The organism is Bacteroidota bacterium, assembly GCA_018266835.1.
Taxonomy (GTDB): Bacteria; Bacteroidota; Ignavibacteria; order Tepidaquicellales; family Tepidaquicellaceae; genus JAFDZO01.
The window spans coordinates 45,271-63,752 of record JAFDZP010000006.1 but is presented as its reverse complement, the minus strand read 5'-3'; the positions used below and the strand labels follow the sequence as shown (position 1 = coordinate 63,752).

The 18,482-nt window shown below is 35.1% G+C and carries 18 protein-coding genes and 1 tRNA gene; 12 read left to right on the top strand and 7 right to left on the bottom strand.

Features of this window, described 5'->3' with window-relative positions:
• Nucleotides 1-64: 64 nt before the first annotated feature.
• Entirely contained in the window at nucleotides 65-1,681 is a 1,617-nt protein-coding gene (locus JST55_15880; protein MBS1494990.1) for an NAD-dependent malic enzyme, read from the top strand.
• An 83-nt stretch (nucleotides 1,682-1,764) separates the two neighbouring features.
• Entirely contained in the window at nucleotides 1,765-2,142 is a 378-nt protein-coding gene (locus JST55_15875) for a nuclear transport factor 2 family protein (GenBank protein MBS1494989.1), read from the top strand.
• Between the two features lie 21 nt (nucleotides 2,143-2,163).
• Here the strand turns inward: JST55_15875 and JST55_15870 are convergent, their stop codons facing one another.
• Both JST55_15870 and JST55_15865 read right to left on the bottom strand, forming a co-directional pair.
• On the bottom strand, nucleotides 2,164-3,063 hold the full coding sequence (locus tag JST55_15870) for a class III cytochrome C family protein (protein MBS1494988.1): 900 nt from the start codon (nucleotides 3,061-3,063) through the stop codon (nucleotides 2,164-2,166).
• The gene (locus tag JST55_15865) at nucleotides 3,060-3,632 is read right to left on the bottom strand and encodes a hypothetical protein (GenBank protein MBS1494987.1); all 573 of its coding nucleotides are present in this window, start codon (nucleotides 3,630-3,632) and stop codon (nucleotides 3,060-3,062) included. The genes JST55_15870 and JST55_15865 overlap by 4 nt, the downstream gene beginning before the upstream one ends.
• 186 nt (nucleotides 3,633-3,818) lie before the next feature.
• On the opposite strand from JST55_15865, the gene JST55_15860 reads away from it, so the two are divergent.
• The 4 genes from JST55_15860 to JST55_15845 all read left to right on the top strand — a co-directional run bounded on the left by JST55_15860 (nucleotide 3,819) and on the right by JST55_15845 (nucleotide 6,706).
• Nucleotides 3,819-4,163, top strand: coding sequence for a winged helix-turn-helix transcriptional regulator (locus JST55_15860; protein ID MBS1494986.1), 345 nt, complete (start codon nucleotides 3,819-3,821; stop codon nucleotides 4,161-4,163).
• 62 nt (nucleotides 4,164-4,225) lie between these two features.
• Nucleotides 4,226-5,062 (top strand): arsenite methyltransferase, encoded by an 837-nt coding sequence (locus JST55_15855; protein MBS1494985.1) that lies wholly within the window; start codon nucleotides 4,226-4,228, stop codon nucleotides 5,060-5,062.
• A 233-nt stretch (nucleotides 5,063-5,295) separates the two neighbouring features.
• On the top strand, nucleotides 5,296-6,285 hold the full coding sequence (arsB, locus tag JST55_15850; protein MBS1494984.1) for an ACR3 family arsenite efflux transporter: 990 nt from the start codon (nucleotides 5,296-5,298) through the stop codon (nucleotides 6,283-6,285).
• Entirely contained in the window at nucleotides 6,275-6,706 is a 432-nt protein-coding gene (locus JST55_15845; protein MBS1494983.1) for an arsenate reductase ArsC, read from the top strand. The genes arsB and JST55_15845 overlap by 11 nt, the downstream gene beginning before the upstream one ends.
• On the opposite strand, the gene JST55_15840 is transcribed toward JST55_15845, so the two are convergent.
• A complete protein-coding gene (locus JST55_15840; GenBank protein ID MBS1494982.1) occupies nucleotides 6,679-7,713 on the bottom strand; it encodes a hypothetical protein in 1,035 nt (344 codons plus the stop codon). The two genes, JST55_15845 and JST55_15840, sit on opposite strands and share 28 nt — an antisense overlap.
• A gap of 117 nt (nucleotides 7,714-7,830) precedes the next feature.
• Here JST55_15840 and JST55_15835 point away from each other — a divergent pair, with 117 nt between their 5' ends.
• A complete protein-coding gene (locus tag JST55_15835) occupies nucleotides 7,831-10,227 on the top strand; it encodes a PAS domain S-box protein (GenBank protein MBS1494981.1) in 2,397 nt (798 codons plus the stop codon).
• A 161-nt stretch (nucleotides 10,228-10,388) separates the two neighbouring features.
• On the opposite strand, the gene JST55_15830 is transcribed toward JST55_15835, so the two are convergent.
• Together JST55_15830 and JST55_15825 are read right to left on the bottom strand one after the other, a co-directional pair.
• Nucleotides 10,389-10,826, bottom strand: coding sequence for a VOC family protein (locus JST55_15830; GenBank protein ID MBS1494980.1), 438 nt, complete (start codon nucleotides 10,824-10,826; stop codon nucleotides 10,389-10,391).
• 415 nt (nucleotides 10,827-11,241) lie between these two features.
• Nucleotides 11,242-11,314, bottom strand: a tRNA-Lys gene (locus JST55_15825).
• A 527-nt stretch (nucleotides 11,315-11,841) separates the two neighbouring features.
• On the opposite strand from JST55_15825, the gene JST55_15820 reads away from it, so the two are divergent.
• A complete protein-coding gene (locus JST55_15820) occupies nucleotides 11,842-12,036 on the top strand; it encodes a hypothetical protein (protein ID MBS1494979.1) in 195 nt (64 codons plus the stop codon).
• 245 nt (nucleotides 12,037-12,281) lie between these two features.
• Here the strand turns inward: JST55_15820 and JST55_15815 are convergent, their stop codons facing one another.
• Entirely contained in the window at nucleotides 12,282-13,298 is a 1,017-nt protein-coding gene (locus JST55_15815; GenBank protein ID MBS1494978.1) for an MBL fold metallo-hydrolase, read from the bottom strand.
• Nucleotides 13,249-13,824 carry a hypothetical protein gene (locus JST55_15810; protein MBS1494977.1) on the bottom strand — a complete coding sequence of 192 codons (576 nt, stop codon included), beginning with the start codon at nucleotides 13,822-13,824 and terminating at the stop codon, nucleotides 13,249-13,251. The genes JST55_15815 and JST55_15810 overlap by 50 nt, the downstream gene beginning before the upstream one ends.
• A 266-nt stretch (nucleotides 13,825-14,090) precedes the next feature.
• Between JST55_15810 and JST55_15805 the strand changes: the two genes are divergently transcribed.
• The 4 genes from JST55_15805 to JST55_15790 all read left to right on the top strand — a co-directional run bounded on the left by JST55_15805 (nucleotide 14,091) and on the right by JST55_15790 (nucleotide 18,433).
• Nucleotides 14,091-15,038, top strand: a complete 948-nt coding sequence (locus JST55_15805; protein ID MBS1494976.1) for an ATP-binding cassette domain-containing protein — start codon at nucleotides 14,091-14,093, stop codon at nucleotides 15,036-15,038.
• A gap of 66 nt (nucleotides 15,039-15,104) precedes the next feature.
• Nucleotides 15,105-15,815, top strand: a complete 711-nt coding sequence (locus JST55_15800) for an ABC transporter permease subunit (protein ID MBS1494975.1) — start codon at nucleotides 15,105-15,107, stop codon at nucleotides 15,813-15,815.
• A gap of 44 nt (nucleotides 15,816-15,859) precedes the next feature.
• On the top strand, nucleotides 15,860-17,479 hold the full coding sequence (locus tag JST55_15795) for a GldG family protein (GenBank protein MBS1494974.1): 1,620 nt from the start codon (nucleotides 15,860-15,862) through the stop codon (nucleotides 17,477-17,479).
• A 33-nt stretch (nucleotides 17,480-17,512) separates the two neighbouring features.
• Nucleotides 17,513-18,433: a DUF4340 domain-containing protein gene (locus JST55_15790; protein ID MBS1494973.1), complete on the top strand. Its 921-nt coding sequence runs from the start codon at nucleotides 17,513-17,515 to the stop codon at nucleotides 18,431-18,433.
• Nucleotides 18,434-18,482: the final 49 nt, after the last annotated feature.

Below are 18,482 nucleotides of genomic sequence, written 5' to 3'. Positions count from 1 at the left end.
ACAGAGAATTATCAACGGTCATTATTTAATAGGATAGCAGATTTATAAATTAATTTTGTAAAAAATGGATAAAACGGGATACAAAATTCTTCAGGACCCGCTGCGTAATAAAGGCACGGCATTTACATTAGAAGAACGAGAAAAGTATAAACTTACAGGACTGCTTCCTACTGCAGTCGAATCTCTCGATACACAGTTACTCCGCATAAACGAACAAATCGAATTCATATCAAAACCGATTAACAGATATGTTTTTCTTGCACAGCTTCTTGATAATAACGAGACATTATTTTTCAGGACTGTTATGGATAATCCCGTAAAGTACATGCCTATTATTTATACGCCGACAGTAGGCGAAGCTTGTCTTAAGTTCGGACATATTTTAAGAAGACCGAGAGGTATGTATATATCAATCGAGAATTATGATAAGAAAAAGATAAAGAACATTATGAAGAACTGGCCGCAGGAAGATGTGCGGTTTGCAGTTGTTACAGACGGAGAAAGAATTCTGGGACTTGGTGATTTAGGAATATCAGGAATGGGAATTCCTATAGGAAAGCTATCTTTATACACAGCATGTGCCGGTGTTCCGCCGCAATATACATTGCCTATTGTGCTTGATGTAGGGACAAATAATGAAGAGTTATTACATGATCCATTATATCCCGGATTAAAGAAGCACAGAGTGAGAGGGAAGGAATATGATGATTTTATAGAAACATTTGTAAAAGCTGCAAATGAGGTTTTTCCTGATATCTGTATTCAGTGGGAAGATTTTGCAGGAGTGAATGCAATAGATATTTTAGATAAATATAGAAATAAAGTCTGCACTTTTAATGATGATATTCAGGGAACAGCAAGCGTTATAGTTGCAGGTCTGCTTGCTGCAAGCAAAGCATCTAAGAAGAACATTACAGAGCAGAAGTTTTTATTCCTCGGTGCAGGTGCTGCTTCAATTGGCATAGCTGATTTACTGATAAAAATTATGATGCTTAATGGTATATCGAAAGAGGATGCACATAATAGAATCTGGCTGTTTGATAGTAAAGGATTGGTTACAAAATCCAGAACTGACCTTGCGGGGCATAAAGTTACATTTGCTGCCAATGATAAATTTACGAATAATTTTGCTGAAGCAATACTTTCTATAAAGCCGACTGCGATAATCGGTCTGAGTACAATGAAAGGAGCATTTACTAAAGAAGTAATTGAGTTGATGTCTGCAATAAATGAGAAGCCGATAATTTTTCCTTGTTCAAATCCGACTTCACGATCTGAATGCACAGCTGAAGAAGCGTACACATACAGCGGAGGAAGAGCAATATTTGCAGCCGGAAGTCCTTTTGACCCGGTTGTACTTAATGGTAAAACATATACTCCCGGGCAGGGGAACAATGTTTATATTTTTCCGGCAATGGGACTTGCAATATTTGCAACGAAGGCGAAAAGAGTTACAGATGGAATGTTCATAACTGCAGCTACTGCTTTGGCATCTCAATTAAGCGGTGAAGAACTGGAGAACGGACTGGTTTTTCCTCCTATCAAAAAAATATTGCAGGTGGAAGCAGATATGGCAGTAAAGATTGCCGAATATGTTTTTGATAATAAACTTGCACAGGTTTCAAGACCAAAGAATATTGAGGCGTTTGTTAAAGAAAAAATGTACAGACCGGAATACTAAGGGAAGTTTTTCACAAACGGATAAAAGTTTCTTTGAAAGATTATTTCATTTAAGCTAATTTTACTGAAATAATTAATAAGATTATGTCAGAAGATAAACAACAAATCAGTTTAAAACTTAACGAATATTATAATGCCTTCAATAGTAAGGACTGGGAAAAATTTTCGTTAATGCTCACTGATGACTTCATTTATTTCTCCGATAATGCTGCTGTAATGAATAAAGAACAATTTATTGATTTCCTGAAAAAAGATTCCTGGCAGGGAAAAAGTTTTAATATAGAAGATCTGATGGTAATTATTTCTGAAGATAAAAGCTTAGGCGTAGCTGTTTATAAAATATCGTTTGATGGAAAGATGAGCGACAAAGATATTACCATGAATGCAATTGAAAGCACTACTTTTTCAAAAATAAATAACGAATGGAAGGTGATACACTCGCATGTATCAAATAAGTATTAATTTAAAATACTTATGTTCTTATTAGTCATCATCATCGTCATTTTCTCTTTTTTTACTTTCATGTTTTGATTCTTTACCGTCACGCTCATTATTTTCATTTCCATCTTTCATATCATGCTTATTTCCACTTGTATGACAGGATACGCAATCATTAATATTACCGCTGACTTCATCATGTTCTTTTAAAATATTACTTTGGGTATGTTCATGGCATCCGTAACACGTGTATTCTTTGTAATTACTGGATGTATGACAAACGTTACATTTTGCATTGTGGTCTTTATCGAGCAAGAAATATGATGAGTGGTTGAAATTAGCCGGAGACCATTTATTAGTTGTATGGCATTTATTGCAATTATCGAGGAGACCCTGGTGAAACGAATCACCGGGTTTTTGGTGACAGGTTATACAATTATTTTTATCAGCACCAGATATCATATCATGATTAAATTTTACTGATTGTTTCCATCCTGTAGTTACGTGACAATTATTGCATGATGATGATAACGGAATATGCAGCTTATCGCTTGGTTTTGTATGGCAATCACTGCAGTTATTTTTTATATCAGTGGATAATAAATCATGTTTAAAATTACTAAGTTTAGTATCAGGTTTAATTCCCATATGATCTGTGTGACAAGATGCGCAGTTTTGGCTTGTAAGATTTTCATGAAATAATGATTTATCTTTTTTTGAATTACTATCGGTTGAATTCTTTAATTTTCCTATTTCAGATATTTTATGACATGTAATACACTTATCATTAGATATCCCCCAGAATGGTCTATGACAGGAATAACAATCATTACTTAATTTTTGATGTCCCGCAATTAAATCGCCCGGGTTTACCATTTGCTTAGGATACTCAATTACAGCCCATACTACCAAACCGGTTATCAGAATAAAAATTATCTTCTTCATTTTGCGAACATGATTATTGTGACTATGTGAATTAAAGACAAAATGCCTAACAGATAAGTTATGGGTAAATGAACTACCCTCCATTTCTTCATTGCATCAACGGTGATGGAATCAAAAAATAATTTCTTATCTGCTTCTTCATTACTTAAACCGGATTTTACAAGTTCCGCTTTTTTCATTTTGAAAGCTTCATTAGTATCTTTGAGTAGAAATTTACCGACTAAGCCGCTTCCCAAAGTAATAAGCAGCATCAGAATTGCAAGCCATGGCAGCAATGCGTTAAAGTGAATGCCCCCATGTACTATAATTAAAATTGTACCAATCCATGCAAGATACTCATGCATCTTTAATAGTGTTTTAGGTGAACCGGAGGAAATTACTTTTCTTTTTCGAAGTGAATAGAGAAATGAAATCAATACCAGAGCAGTTCCGAAGTAACCCAGATAATAGCTTAACGAAGCTATTTGCATTCGATGTAGTAAATAATCCAGACAAATGGAAATAACAATCATCAGTCCGTACCATTGTATAAATGGAATTACGTGACGTACAAAAAGAGAATTTTTCATAATCAGTTTTATAAAAATAAATATAATTTCGTTTTCAAAATATGATTTGTATCATAAATATATGATAAAATCAATATTTATATTTAGACTTAATATAGTTTTATTTTTATGCCACTTTTATCTTGAAACATTGAAACATTAATCGTATTTTTACGATATACGATAATAGAAAGGATTTTACATTAAATGGCAGCACCTAAAAAAGAAAGCTTTACAGAGCATGAGCAGGAGATAGCGGATTTTGCTAAGGCAATTTCTCATCCTGCAAGGATTTCAATTCTCAACAAGCTTGCAGAGAAAAACATGTGCATCTGCGGAGAGATAGTTGAAGTTATGCCTCTCTCACAATCAACTGTATCTCAGCACTTAAACGAGTTGAAGAAAGCGGGACTAGTTCAGGGAACGATAGACGGGCAAAAATCATGTTACTGCATCGACTGGAAAGTCCTTAACGAAAAACTGGAACTCTTAAATACTTACACTGAAAAACTAAAAACCCTCAACAAAAACTTTAATAAGAATTGCTGTTAACAGTAAAATGTCCTGACACATTTTAAAATTAATTCTAACAACAAACGAAAGGAAATTAAAATATGCAAACAGCAGAAGAAATAAAAGAAGTAGTAAAAAAACAATATGGAGCGATTGCAAAGCAATCAAAAACTCAAAACCAGTCATCATGCTGCGGAGCAACGGGATGCTGCGATACAGTTGACTATGCAGTATTTGCCGAAAATTATTCCAAGCTGAAAGGTTATACTCCCGATGCTGATTTAGGGTTAGGCTGCGGACTTCCAACAGAGTTTGCGCAGATTAAAGAAGGAGATACAGTGCTTGATTTAGGTTCAGGGGCAGGTAACGATGTATTTATTGCAAGAGCAATTGCAGGTGAAAAGGGAAAAGTTATCGGTCTGGATTTTACAGATGAAATGATAAAGAAGGCAAGAGAAAATAATGCAAAGCTTGGCTTCAACAATGTTGAGTTTATACAGGGAGAAATTGAAGATATGCCGCTTCCGAATAAATCAGTGGATGTGATTGTAAGCAACTGTGTTTTAAATCTTGTACCGGATAAAGAAAAAGCATTTGCAGAAATGTACAGAGTTATGAAGAACGGAGCGCATTTTTCTGTATCGGATATCGTTATAAACGGCGAGCTTCCTGAAGGAATTAAAAAAGCTGCAGAGATGTATGCGGGTTGTGTATCAGGTGCGATTCAAAAAAATGAATATCTTGATATTATTGCTAAGACAGGATTTAAGAAAATCGAACTACAAAAGGAAAAAGCCATTGATGTCCCCGATGAAATAATGCTGAAGTACATTTCTGAAGATGAACTGAAGAAGTTTAAAGATTCTGATGCTGCAATAATAAGTGTAAATGTTTATGCAGAGAAACCTTGCTGTGAACCGGGAGCAGGCTGCTGCTAAAATATTTAATTGTTAAAAATGGATTGCTGTAAAGATTGCGATAATGTAGTAACGGTTTATGTTAATTCTTCACCATATAACTCCGGCAGCGGAAAAATCTGCTGGAGTGATGGTAAGAACTCTGATTTACTTAATAGAATAAATTTTGAACGGAGCAAAATTTGGAAAACACTGAAAAAGTTAAAAGGTTATCTTTCTTAGACAGATATCTGACGATTTGGATTTTTTCTGCAATGACGCTTGGAGTAGCTATAGGATATTTTATACCGGGCACAGCAGATTTTATTAATAAGTTTCAGTCAGGCACAACAAATATTCCGATTGCGATAGGACTTATCTTAATGATGTATCCTCCTTTAGCAAAAGTAAAATTTGAAAAGCTCCATGAAGTATTCGCTAATAAGAAAATTCTCGGAATTTCTTTATTGCAGAACTGGATAATCGGTCCCGCCTTAATGTTTGCGCTTGCAATAATTTTTTTACCAGATAAACCTGAATACATGATTGGCCTGATAATGATTGGAATTGCCCGATGCATTGCAATGGTAATTGTTTGGAACGATCTGGCAAAAGGAGATAATGAATACGTTGCAGGGCTAGTTGCATTCAATAGTATCTTTCAGGTTTTGTTCTATAGTATATACGCGTATATATTTGTAACAATTCTACCTCCGTTGTTTGGATTACAGAATGCAATTGTAGATATAAGCATTTCACAAATAGCACAGAGTGTATTTATATATCTGGGAATTCCGTTTATAGCAGGGATAATCTCTCGATATACTCTTATAAAGATGAAAGGAAAAGACTGGTACGAGAAAGTATTCATCCCGAAAATAAGTCCAATAACTCTCACCGCATTATTATTTACAATTCTTGTGATGTTTTCATATAAAGGAAATTTAATAGTTCAAATTCCATTTGATGTGCTACGTATTGCAATCCCTTTAATTTTTTACTTTGTCATTATGTTCTTCAGCGCTTTTTTTATTGCGAAGAGAGCAGGTGCTGATTATGCCAAGAGTACATCCCTTGCATTTACCGCAGCAGGAAATAACTTTGAACTCGGCATTGCCGTAGCAATAGCAGTGTTCGGTATAAACTCCGGAGTTGCATTTGCAGCTGTTATAGGTCCGCTGATTGAAGTTCCTGTATTAATTCTATTAGTAAATGTCGCATTAAAATGGCGCAAGAATTTTCAAACTCAAAAACATATTGGATAAAGTTAAAGTACTATTTGTCTGCATTCACAACAGTGCAAGAAGCCAGATGGCTGAGGCGTTTCTTAATTATCTCGCAGGAGATAAGTTCGAAGCACAAAGCGCAGGTATAGAGCCGGGAGTTCTAAATTCTCTTGTTGTTGAATCTATGAAAGAAGCGGGTATAGAGATATCGTCTAACAAAACCAAAAGTGTATTTGAAATGTATGAAAAAGGTGAGGAGTTTGATTATGTGATTACTGTCTGTGAAAAAGAAGCAGCAGATAAATGCCCCGTATTTGCAGGCGGAGGAAAAAGAATTCAATGGTCTTTTGCTGACCCATCAAAACTTACAGGTAACCACGAAGAAAAATTGAAAAGTATAAGTATTATAAGAGATGAAATCAAAGGTAAGATTCAGGAATTTATCACTTCAGATTTATAACCCTTGTTCTGTTTATAAATTCGGTCTAACATGTTGTAATCATCTATACTGAAAGCAATTTTAGTTGTGTGTTTTGTAATTCCGTAAAGTCCTTTTACTTCAACATATTTATTTGTTATCAATAAAGCATTCGGTTGTTTAACCGCAGAAATATTTAAATATTCTTTCGAGTCATCTTTGAAATTTTTGATACTCTGCAATGATGTAATTTTATCTAAGGGAATTATAACTCTCCATCTCATTCCGCTTCTTAAATAGATAGAATCATTTGTAATAATAATAGGTCTTTTTACCATTGCAGAAAAATCCGCAGTTAAAAATATCACTCCGTAAAAACTTAAAGCCGTGAGAATCCATGCTGCAATATTGCTATATTTCCCTATGAAAATATGCAACGAAAACGTTTCAACAATTGTCATTAATATTATTACAAACCAGAATACCGAGTATCCCGTTTTTTTATGAATTGTAGAAAATGATTGTTCAAGGTAAACCTCCTTCTTATTTTTCCAGAAAGTAGCTGCATAAAATACAATAGATAGCTCAGTAGTAAATATAGAACTTATGATTTTACTATTAACAGCTTTATCAATTGCCCTGTAAAGTTGCTCAATAAAATCAGTAGTAATATAATTTATGCTTCTGAATTCTTTAATTACAATACGAATCTTTGCAAATAACAATCCAATGATAAACAGCTCAGGAATTATAAGAAGCTCTTTGAAATATGAAAAAAACTGATGATTAGACGTTGGAATTATAGAGTTAGCAGCTATTAATGAAACTATGTAAACCGGAATTATCGTCCATGGAGTTAACTTATATTTTCGGCCAATGAAAAAGTAATATGTAAGAGTTAAAGTTATAGTAAGGTCAAACGTAACAGCTAATGTTGAAAATGAATTTGTTGATTGAAACTGCTGGGTTGAAACAATATAAAGACATATAAGAAATATTCCTGAGGAGATTAAAATAAAATTGAAAGGGAAGCGCTTTATTCGTTCCATAGACTGGTTTTTTATTATTACGGAATTATCCTTAAATAGTTCGTTCGTCTACGTTATATATTGATTTATTATGAAATAATTTTGATTTTCAAAGTACCCGGCTATAAATCTCATAATATGAATAAAGTAGATTATAAAACACTTTTCGAATCTGTTCCCGGACTCTATCTTATTCTCTCACCGGACTTAACAATCATCACTGCAAATGATTCATATTGTAAGGCTACTATGACTAAATGCGAAGACATCACAGGCAGACATTTATTTGATGTGTTCCCCGATAATCCTGATGACCCAAATGCAGACGGTGTTTCAAATTTAAAAGCTTCTTTAAAGTTTGTTCTTGAAAACAAAACTACGCACACGATGGCAGTGCAAAAGTATGATGTGAGGAGTTCTGACGGTACTTTTGAAGAAAGATACTGGAGCCCATTAAATACTCCGGTACTTGATGCCAATAATGAAGTTATATATATAATTCACCGTGTAGAAGATGTCACTTCGTTCATGAAAATAAAACATGAGCAGGCTAAGAAAGATGAACTTGCAGAAGCTCTAAGAACAAAAGTTGAAGCTATGGAAGCTGATATCTTTCTGAGGGCAAAGGAGATCCAGGCGCTGAATGCAAATCTTGAAAAGAAAGTTCTTGAACGCACAGAAGACTTATCAAAAAGTGAACAGAAGTATAAGTACTTATTCAAGAATAATCCTATGCCAATGTGGGTAATAGATTTGGAGACATTTGAATTTATAGATGTAAATGACGCTGCGGTCATGCATTACGGATACAGCTATGATGAATTTTTATCTATGACGGCATATGATATAAGACCTGAAGAAGACAAAGAAGCTTTCAAAAATTTTGACAGGCCATTAAAGATAAGCGCAACTGATTATAACAGGGGAGTCTGGAGGCATATTAAAAAAGACGGCACTACTATTCACGTGGAAATACACGCCCATGAAATTGTTATCAACGGCAAGCCTGCTAGATTTATTCTATCCAATGATGTTACAGAGAGAATCATTGCAGAGAAGAAGCTGCATGAAAGCATTAAGGAAATATCCGACTACAAATACGCACTCGATGAATCTTCTATCATTGCAATTTCTGATAGCAGGGGAATTCTTACCCATGTTAACGATAACTTCTGCAATGTATCTGAGTACAGCAGGGAAGAACTCATCGGACATGACTACAGTATGGTAAATTCTCATTTCCACTCACATGAGTTTATGAGGGACTTATGGTTTACCATTGCCAGCGGAAAAATATGGAGGGGTGAACTCAAGAACAAATCGAAGAGCGGAACTCATTACTGGGTTGATGCCACTATTGTTCCTTTCTTAGATGAGAACGGAGACCCATATCAATATGTTACGATAAACACAGACATAACTCCAAGGAAACTTACTGAGGATTTACTGAAGGACACAGGTTCGTTGGCAAAAGTCGGTGGCTGGGAAGTGAATCTCAGCAACATGACTGTAAGATGGACAGATGAAGTTTCCCGCATTCACGGTCTTGAACCCGGAATTATGCCGCCCGTAGAAGAAGCTATAAATTTCTATGCTCCTGAAGCAAGACCTGTAATTCAAGCTGCTTTAGAAAAGTGTATTGCAACGGGAGAAGGATATGACCTTGAGCTTCCGTTCATCACGGCTCAGGGAAAACACTTGTGGGTTCGGGCAATCGGCAAGGCAGATTTTGAAGATGGCAAAGCTATAAGAGTTTATGGAGTCTTTCAGGATATTACCACTCAGAAAGAAGCTAAGGATGAGATACAGAAACTCAATGAAGGACTTGAACAAAAAGTCACTGAACGCACAGCCCAGCTTCACAATGCTATGAAAGAGCTTGAGGCTTTCTCTTATTCAGTCTCCCATGATTTGCGCGCACCGTTAAGAGCCGTAAGCGGATATGCTAAAATTCTCGAGGAGGATTTTGCATCTAAGCTCGGCGAGGAAGGCAAAAGAAGGATAGACGTCATTCAGTCTAATGCCAAAAATATGGGAATGCTCATAGATGACTTGCTAGCATTTTCAAGGCTTGGAAGAAAGGAACTGGAGAAGAAGACTGTCGATATGAAAAGGCTGGCAGAAGAAGCTGTATACGAAGTCACGAGGGATGGCAGCTCTCATGCTAAGATACAAGTAGGAGAGATATTGCCGGCTCAAGCAGATACGGCTTTGCTGCGACAGGTATTCATCAATCTCATTTCGAACGCCGTTAAGTACTCTTCTAAGAAGGAAAACGCCCTTGTTGAAATCAGCTCAAGAGAAGGTGGTGATATGATTGAGTACTGGGTTAAAGATAACGGAGCAGGATTTGATATGCAGTATGTACATAAGATCTTCGGAATATTTGAACGGCTTCACTCCATCGATGAATTTGAGGGCACTGGTGTTGGGCTGGCTATTGTTCAGAGAATTATTAACCGGCACGGGGGGGAGATATGGGCAATCGGGAAGGAAGGGGAAGGCGCAGAGTTCCATTTTACATTGCCAAAATAAAGTGCAATTTTGGGCTGAAAATGCAAAAGTTTCGCGAAAATTAAAAAAGTTGAAATAAATAAGTATTAAAACTTATATTTATTTTCGGGCAAAAATTATTTATTTGTTAAAACATAGATATAATTGAATAAAAACCGAACTTTTTTAGCTCAAATCTATTTTTAATTTAATTTCTCTGCCAGCTCTAAAATTATTCCTTCGGGACCGCGCAAATAACATATTTTATATACATCTTTATAGTTATGAATCTCACCCATCAGCTCTCCGCCTTTCTTTTGCAGTTTAGCTACTAAGCCCTCTACGTCCTCCACAGCAAAACAAATGTGGCTTATACCAAGTGTATTTGACTGAATTGGCTGTAAACCTTTCTCATCAACGGGATTGTAAAACTTTACAAGTTCAATCATAGCTTCGCCGCCCGGTGTCCGCATCATTATAATTTCATCTTTCACATCTTTAAGTCCGATTATCCGTCCCACCCATTCGCCCTCTACCATCTGCTGCCCCATTACTTCAAGTCCCATTTCAAGGAAAAACTCCTTAGCAGCTTCAAGGTCAATTACGTTAATTCCGGTATGGTCTGTTTTTTTGATTTTCATATCAGATTTTTTTCAGTTTCAAGTTTCAAGTTTCAAGTTTCAAATTTCGAATTGATTATTCTTATCACCATTTCACTTCTAATTTTAGTCGTAAAAAAGTCGGGTTTTTTAACCACAAAGATGCAAAGTGTATCAAAGACCGCAAAACAAGGTTAAATTAAATTACACAATTATTTTTGCTCCTTTGCTTTTCACTTTGCTTCTTTGCGGTAAAACAATTCAAATCTTCTTAAAATAAAAAAATATTTAATCAAAATAAAACTTTTCCCACTTATTACTACTAAAGGTTAATTTATTTTTATTTACCTGGCCATAAAAAGCAAAAGGCAGATAGATTTTGTTCTACCTGCCTTTACTTTATAAACTTTAGGAACTTTGTACTCTTGTCCCGCTTTAGCGGGACTATTCCAATCTGTGCATCCTAGCGGGCTCGAACCGCTGACCTAATGATTAAGAGTCATTTGCTCTACCAGCTGAGCTAAGGATGCGTTTGCAATATCGGAAAATTAAGTTTTGTATTCAATTCTTAAATTTCTCTTTTTCGCATTCTGCAAACTTAACCACAGATTTCACAGAGCTGAACCACAAAGAACACAGAGAAATTTTTTATATTGTTTGTAACGAATTGTTGTTAAAATTATTATTGGTAAAAATTACAAGGATTTTTATATTCTTAAATTTTTTGAGGATTTATTATCAAAATTAATTGATTATTTTCATTATTAATAAATTAAATTTTCAAAACAGGGAATTCAAAAAGTAGAGTGTAAGGAGGTGTAAAATTTCTCTGCAAAATTATTTGCAAATTAATCTGTAAAATAATACTAATTGTTTAAACAGCAATATATAAACAATTTTAGTATAATGTAAATCATAAATAAAAGTCAATAGTGATATTTTTTAAAACTGTTTGCATTTCAAAAAGAGTTCTATTAATTTTGAATTCATAACCTATAATTATAATGGGTTATGTTATATCTCTGTCTTTTGGCAGGGTGAATTAAACAAACTTTGAATGAACAATTCAAAATCAACAAATCTGTATCAGATAGCCTTTTATGATGCAGGTGAAATCGTACCTGAAAGAGGGATTTATAAAAATCTCTTAGACAGTAAGAAGGGTCTTTTATTGGAGAAAGGAAATTTATTTCCTGGGCTTAATAAAAAGAAAGCTTCAAAATGGATGCTTGTTCTAATCATTCCACAATGAAGCTCTAAAAATTAAAATTAGAAAAATCTCTTTTGTTTGGTAACTAATTAGCCCATCAAAGAGAATCAAGAAGCCTAAGTATTCCAGTACTTGGGCTTTTTGTTTATGAGTTACACTGAAACTCATTATATAAAAATATAAAATCGATGTATAAATGTCTATACATTTTCACATAAACTTTGTGTAACCTTTATGCAAATATTATGCAAGAATTACTCATTAGTTCATTATCATTTTAATACCCCTCACTTCCTCTCCAGCACGACTTGCTCACCTTCAGTAAGAATTTTTACTCTGTCTTTATATTTAGGTTCTTCGGCGATTATGTTTTCCAACACATATACCGGTTGGCGGGAGTCATTAAAATATGTGATTGCGCCGTAGTGAACGGGAATCATTAAATCCGCTTTTAAATCATCGAACATCATCAGCGCTCCTCTTGTTGCAACGTGGCTGAAGTTTCCTGTGCTGTCGCACTCGCGGCAGGGACCGATTGGTATAACTGCAAGATTTACATGATATTTCTCTCCTATAACTTTATAAGCATATTCGTCATAGGCAGTATCGCCCGAGTATAAAACGGTTATCCCTTTGTATTCTACAATGTAGCCTGTATATCCCGGGACTTTCCATAAGTAACTATCCAGCCCATACCTTCCGCCGAAATGAGATGCAAAAATAGTTGTAACTTTTACGCCGTCGAAATCTTTTGTTTCACCTACGTAGCCCATCTCAATTGAGTTGCCTGTTTTCATTCTCACCATATCCATATTGTAGTTGGATAAATATTTCTCGGCTCCGTAAGGGAAAATCAATTTAGCATTAGGGAATTTATCATCCAAATCCTGTATTGTGCCAAGGCTCATGTGGTCCATGTGAGCATGAGAAATTAAAACAAGGTCGAGCTTTGAAATATTTTTTATATCTATTCCCGGTTCTTTGCTTCTTAAAGTTGCAGCTCCGATAACATCGTTGAATACAGGGTCGAAGATTATAGACTTATCGTCAATCTGAATTAATGTTGTCGAGTGTCCAACCCAAAGCGCGGAAAATTTAACGCTGTCATTAAAAGGATGAGTGATTCTATTTGGAATAGAATCGGGATTATCGAATATAGTTCTGTCAATATTTTCCACTGCTACTCTGAACGGCCAGCAGCCTGAAAAACAAATGCAGAGTATTGCAGCAAAAAATATTTTGCCTGAATTTCTTTTAAAACAATTTAATATATAATCCAATGTTGTACCTTGTTCTGTTATCAAAATTGTAGTTAAACTGAAATCCTATCATATCAAAGAAAAAATATGCGCCTGTTTCTATTCCCCAGTAACCGTTGTTTTCGCCAATTTCATCTTTTCTGAAAGTGTATTTCCCTCCTATAGAAACCGCGAGATGCTCGCCCTGCTCTTTAATAGGGATTGTAATCCTTGAGCCCGTACCAAGTCCGAAACTGCTCATATTGCCGTATTTGAATGATGCAAGAGAAAGCTCAGGCTGTACGAACAATTCTATAGAGCCTGTAAATTTCCTTACTGGGTTTATATAAAAAAACTGAAAAGGGGAGACGTATTTATTCGCGTGAAAAGAAAAATTCAGCGGTATTACCTGCCATCTTAAGGTTGTGATAAGTCTTCCATCGGTTTCGTTTGCATCGTGCATTAAAACAGGGTTGGGAAGAGTCTGCGTTGCAAGCCAAGTCCATGCGCGGAGTGATGCGCGCGTGCTATCCTGCGCCGAAGCAGTTATGGAAAAGAGCAGGATGAATATTGCAAAAAGTTTTTTAATCAATATTTAAAATGACATTGTCAAAGCTATAGTATTATACAATTAAATTTATGTTATAGTTCAGCACAAAGTAATAAAGTAAATGTGACAGAAATTTTATAATTTACGTTATCGGGAATTAAAAAATAATCTTTAAACCACCCCCTGCCCCCTCCTTGGTAAGGAGGGGGACGCAAAGGGCTATTTTCAGATTAATCCAATACCAATTAAGTGGTTTGAAAATCAATTCTTTTACTTTTATTTTCATAGCTTGTATAATTCCAAAAACTATGTCGATAAAAGTAGAAAACCTAACTAAGTATTACGGTGAACAAGCTGCCGTAAACAATATTTCATTTGAAATTCAATCAGGTCAGGTAGTAGGATTTCTCGGTCCCAATGGCGCCGGTAAATCAACTACAATGAAAATGATTACAACTTACCTTACACCAAACGATGGAAAGATCTGGGTGGAAGGAATTGATAATCAGGATGACTCACTGGGAGTAAGAAAGAAAATCGGCTATCTGCCGGAATCAAATCCCCTCTATCTTGATATGAACGTGCTCGATTACCTTGCTTATGCAGCGGAATTAGAAGGCGTGGCTAAAGGAGAGATAAGGGATGCAATAAAAAGAGTAGTTGATAAATGCGGGCTGAAAGAAGTTCAGCATAAAGATATCAGCGAGCTCTCAAAAGGATTTAAACAAAGAGTGGGACTTGCGCAGGCAATGATACACGACCCTGCAGTTCTTATTCTTGATGAGCCTACCTCAGGTCTTGACCCTAACCAGATTCTTGAAATAAGAAAACTTATCAAAAGTTTAGGGAAACAAAAAACACTCATTCTTTCCACGCACATTATGCAGGAAGTTCAGGCAGTCTGCGACAGAGTTCTTATTATTAATAAGGGCGAAATTGTTGCTGACGGAACACCTGAAGACTTACAGGAAAGATTTAAAGCAGAAACAGTGGTTAATGTTAAGTTCAAACTTAATTCTTCTATTTCCAAAAATGCAATTGTTGAAGAATTGAAAATGATAAGAGGCGTTGACAGAGTAAGTGTTGCCAATGAAGATGATAAGAGCTATACGTTTGAAGTATTCAGCAAGAGCAAAGATGATATTATGGAAGACGTTTCCAAAGTATCAGGCAAATTGGGACTAGTAACACTTGGTCTCAGCCAGGAAGTAATGTCTCTTGAAGATATCTTCAGAGAGTTAACAACAAAGAACTAATCTTTTTTAAACAGAGAAAAATTATTTTAATTTAATTTTAAGAAACAGTTTTTTAAAATGCAAAACATATCAACAATATTTAAAAAAGAACTTTCAGGATATTTCAATTCTGCAATAGCATACATTGTTATTGTAGTGTTCCTTGTCCTGACCGGTTTATGGACCTGGTTCTTATGGAGCAGCATACCGGTCATCGGCGTAGTTACCATGCGTCCGGCATTTGATATTATCCCTTATACATTCTTGGTTTTAATACCTGCAATCACAATGAGGTCTTTTTCCGAGGAGAAAAAAACAGGAACGATAGAATTATTGCTTACCCGTCCTATAACGGATATGGAAATTATTCTTGGGAAATTTTTAAGCGCGCTTGCACTATCTATAATTGCAATTCTTCCGACACTTTTATATGTAGCAAGTCTTTCATTATGGTTCGGTAAAATTGACGCCGGTGCAATATTCGGCGCTTACGTCGGACTGATTTTACTTTCAGCAATTTTTGTAGGTATCGGAATATTCTGCTCATCAATAACTGAAAACCAGATTGTTGCTTTTATAATCAGCTTCCTTGTAATATTATTCTTTATTTTAATTAAATTTGCATTAGTATTTTTACCTGCTTCTATGGCTTCGGTTTTTGAATACCTGAGTGTTAATTATCATTATGCAAGTATTTCAAGAGGCGTTATTGATTCCCGTGATATTATATATTACCTCAGCGGAATTATAATACTTCTTTTATTAACCAGAACATCGCTGGAAAGCAGAAAATGGTAATTTGTTAATATTCAAAAAGAATAATTAATCGAGTTTAAAATTTTATGAATCAGAAAAACACAAAAAAAGATACTCTAATAAAAATCGCGATTATAGTTGGTATAATTATAGCCGTGAATGTTATATCAAAAAGAGTTTTTACACGTGTGGATTTATCAAGAAATAAATCTTACACACTTTCTACTATAAGTAAGGATATCGTCAAAAACCTTGACGATAAAATAGTTGTGAAGGCTTACTTCAGTGATGACCTTCCTGCCCCTTACAATAATTTAAAAAGAGACGCTCAGGATTTACTTGATGACTACCGTTCTTATTCAAAAGGAAATCTGAATTATGAATTTTACAATCCTACTTCAGGCTCTGAAACAGAGAATTCAACTCTTCAGAAAGAAGCAGAGAAATTCGGTATTCAGCCGGTTCAGATTCAGTCAGCTGATAACGATAAAAGAGAAATTAAAAAAGTATATCTTGGCTTAGTATTTCTTTATGCAGGTAAACAGGAAATAATTCCGGTCGTTCAGTCAGTTGATAATCTTGAGTATGAAATTACTTCAATGATTAAAAGAATTACCACTGATAAGAAAAAGAAAATAGGATTTTTATCAGGCAACGATGAGACTGATTATAAAAAGATGCAAAACATCAATCAGATTCTTTCAGCACAATATGATTTGCAGACTGTTGACGTATCGCTGAATAAAGCAGTACCGGATGATATTTCAGCTTTGATAGTTTTCTGCCCGAAGACTGAGTTCAAAGAAACACAGTTATTCATGCTTGACCAGTATATAATGAGAGGCGGAAGAATTGCATGGCTGATAAATAAAATCACACCAAACTTCCAGCAGCAGATTGTAATCGGTGACGTTGCAAAATTGAATATTGATGAATTCCTTGCAAACTACGGCATCAGAATCAGCAATGATTTAGTGCGTGACTTACAGTGTTCATCTGTTCAGGTGCAGTCACAAATCGGTATTCCGATTTCAGTGAAGTATCCTTACTTCCCGATGATAACTAATATCAACAGAACAAACCCAGCTTTCAATAATATTCAGAGCTTAACACTAACATTTGCCAGCACAATAGATACAACAGTTGCCGCAGGAAAGAATGTCAGAATTAAACCTCTTCTTTATTCTTCAGACCGTTCAGGACTTGCAAAAGATTTCTTCTTATTAAATCTCGAGCAATTCCAGAATATGGATAAGAAAGCAATGGATACCTTATTTAATATGAAAGGGCAGTTGATGGGAGCAATTTACGAAGGCAACTTCAAAAGCTACTATGCAGGAAAAACTCCGCCTAAAGATACAGCAGCGGGTTCAACTCCGTTTACTGTAGTGCCTTTCAATGAATCACAGAAAGAATCACGAATGATAGCAATCGGCGACGGTGACTTTGCAAATGAAGAGAACAGACCTCCGGGAGATAATATTACTTTCTTTGTAAACATGGTAGATTATTTAGTTGATGACGTAGGATTGGCAGAGATTCGCAGCAAGGAATCTTCTGAAGCTCCTATAGAAGAATCATCAGATACAACTAAAAGAAATGTTAAATTACTTAATTTGATATTTCCTCCGTTAGCAGTGCTTCTTTTTGGTTTATACAGATTAAACCAAAGAAGAATGCGTAAAAAAGCTTTGCAGTCAAAATAATACTAAGAAAAAATTAAAATCAGAAGAAAACACATGAACAAAAACAAAACATATCTTCTCGGTGCAGTTTTAGTTGTATTAGTTATAGCTGCATATTTTCTTACAACCGATAGAGGACCAAAAACTGAAACTGAAAAAACTCCGCCTAAAGAAAAAGAATTTTTCACAATAGATTCAGCAAGCGTAGATAAAATAGAAATAGACAGTAAAAAAGGTAAATTAGTACTTCAAAAAGTTGGAGGAGGATGGAGACAAACCGAACCTGTTGATTATCTTGTTAATGCAACATTTGTTCCTCCTGCAGTGAGTGATTTGAAAAATTTCACTCTCTCTACAACTGTTTCTACTAATCCTTCAAAAGCTGATTCCTATGGTTTCAACGATAGCAGCAAAACAACTGTTACTGTTTTTGAAAAAGGAGTACAAAAGGGAGTTATAGTTATTGGAAATGCAGGACAAGGCGCATCACAGACTTTTATAAAAAGACCGGATAAAAATGCAATATATCTTGCGGAAAATTTTCTGAGAATGAACTTCGTAAGAGATAATATTGACGACTGGAGAGACAAATTAATTATCTCTATTCCTTCGGGAACAGTTAAATCAATTGATTTTACTTATCCGGATGCTTCGTTCAAAATTACTAAAGATACTGCGAACAGATTTTTCATTGGTAAAGATTCAATACAATTCTCAAATATGGAAGGCTATTTGAATCTTCTCCAGAACATGAATACTCAGGGATTCAGCTCTGCTTCACTTGATACAGTAAAGAAATTTACAAGCACTATAAAGGTTGATGCAGATAAACAATATCAGTTCGATTTGTTAAAAGTTAATGATGCAACTCCTTATTATTTAATGAGAGTATCAGGAATAAAGCAGGTCTTCAAATTTGATGAAGCTCTTGCAAAGATGATACTCAAACCTAAAAATGAATTCATAGGTAAATAAACAAAACATTTTTACAAGACGGCGCTTTATAGCGCCGTTCTTTTTTAGG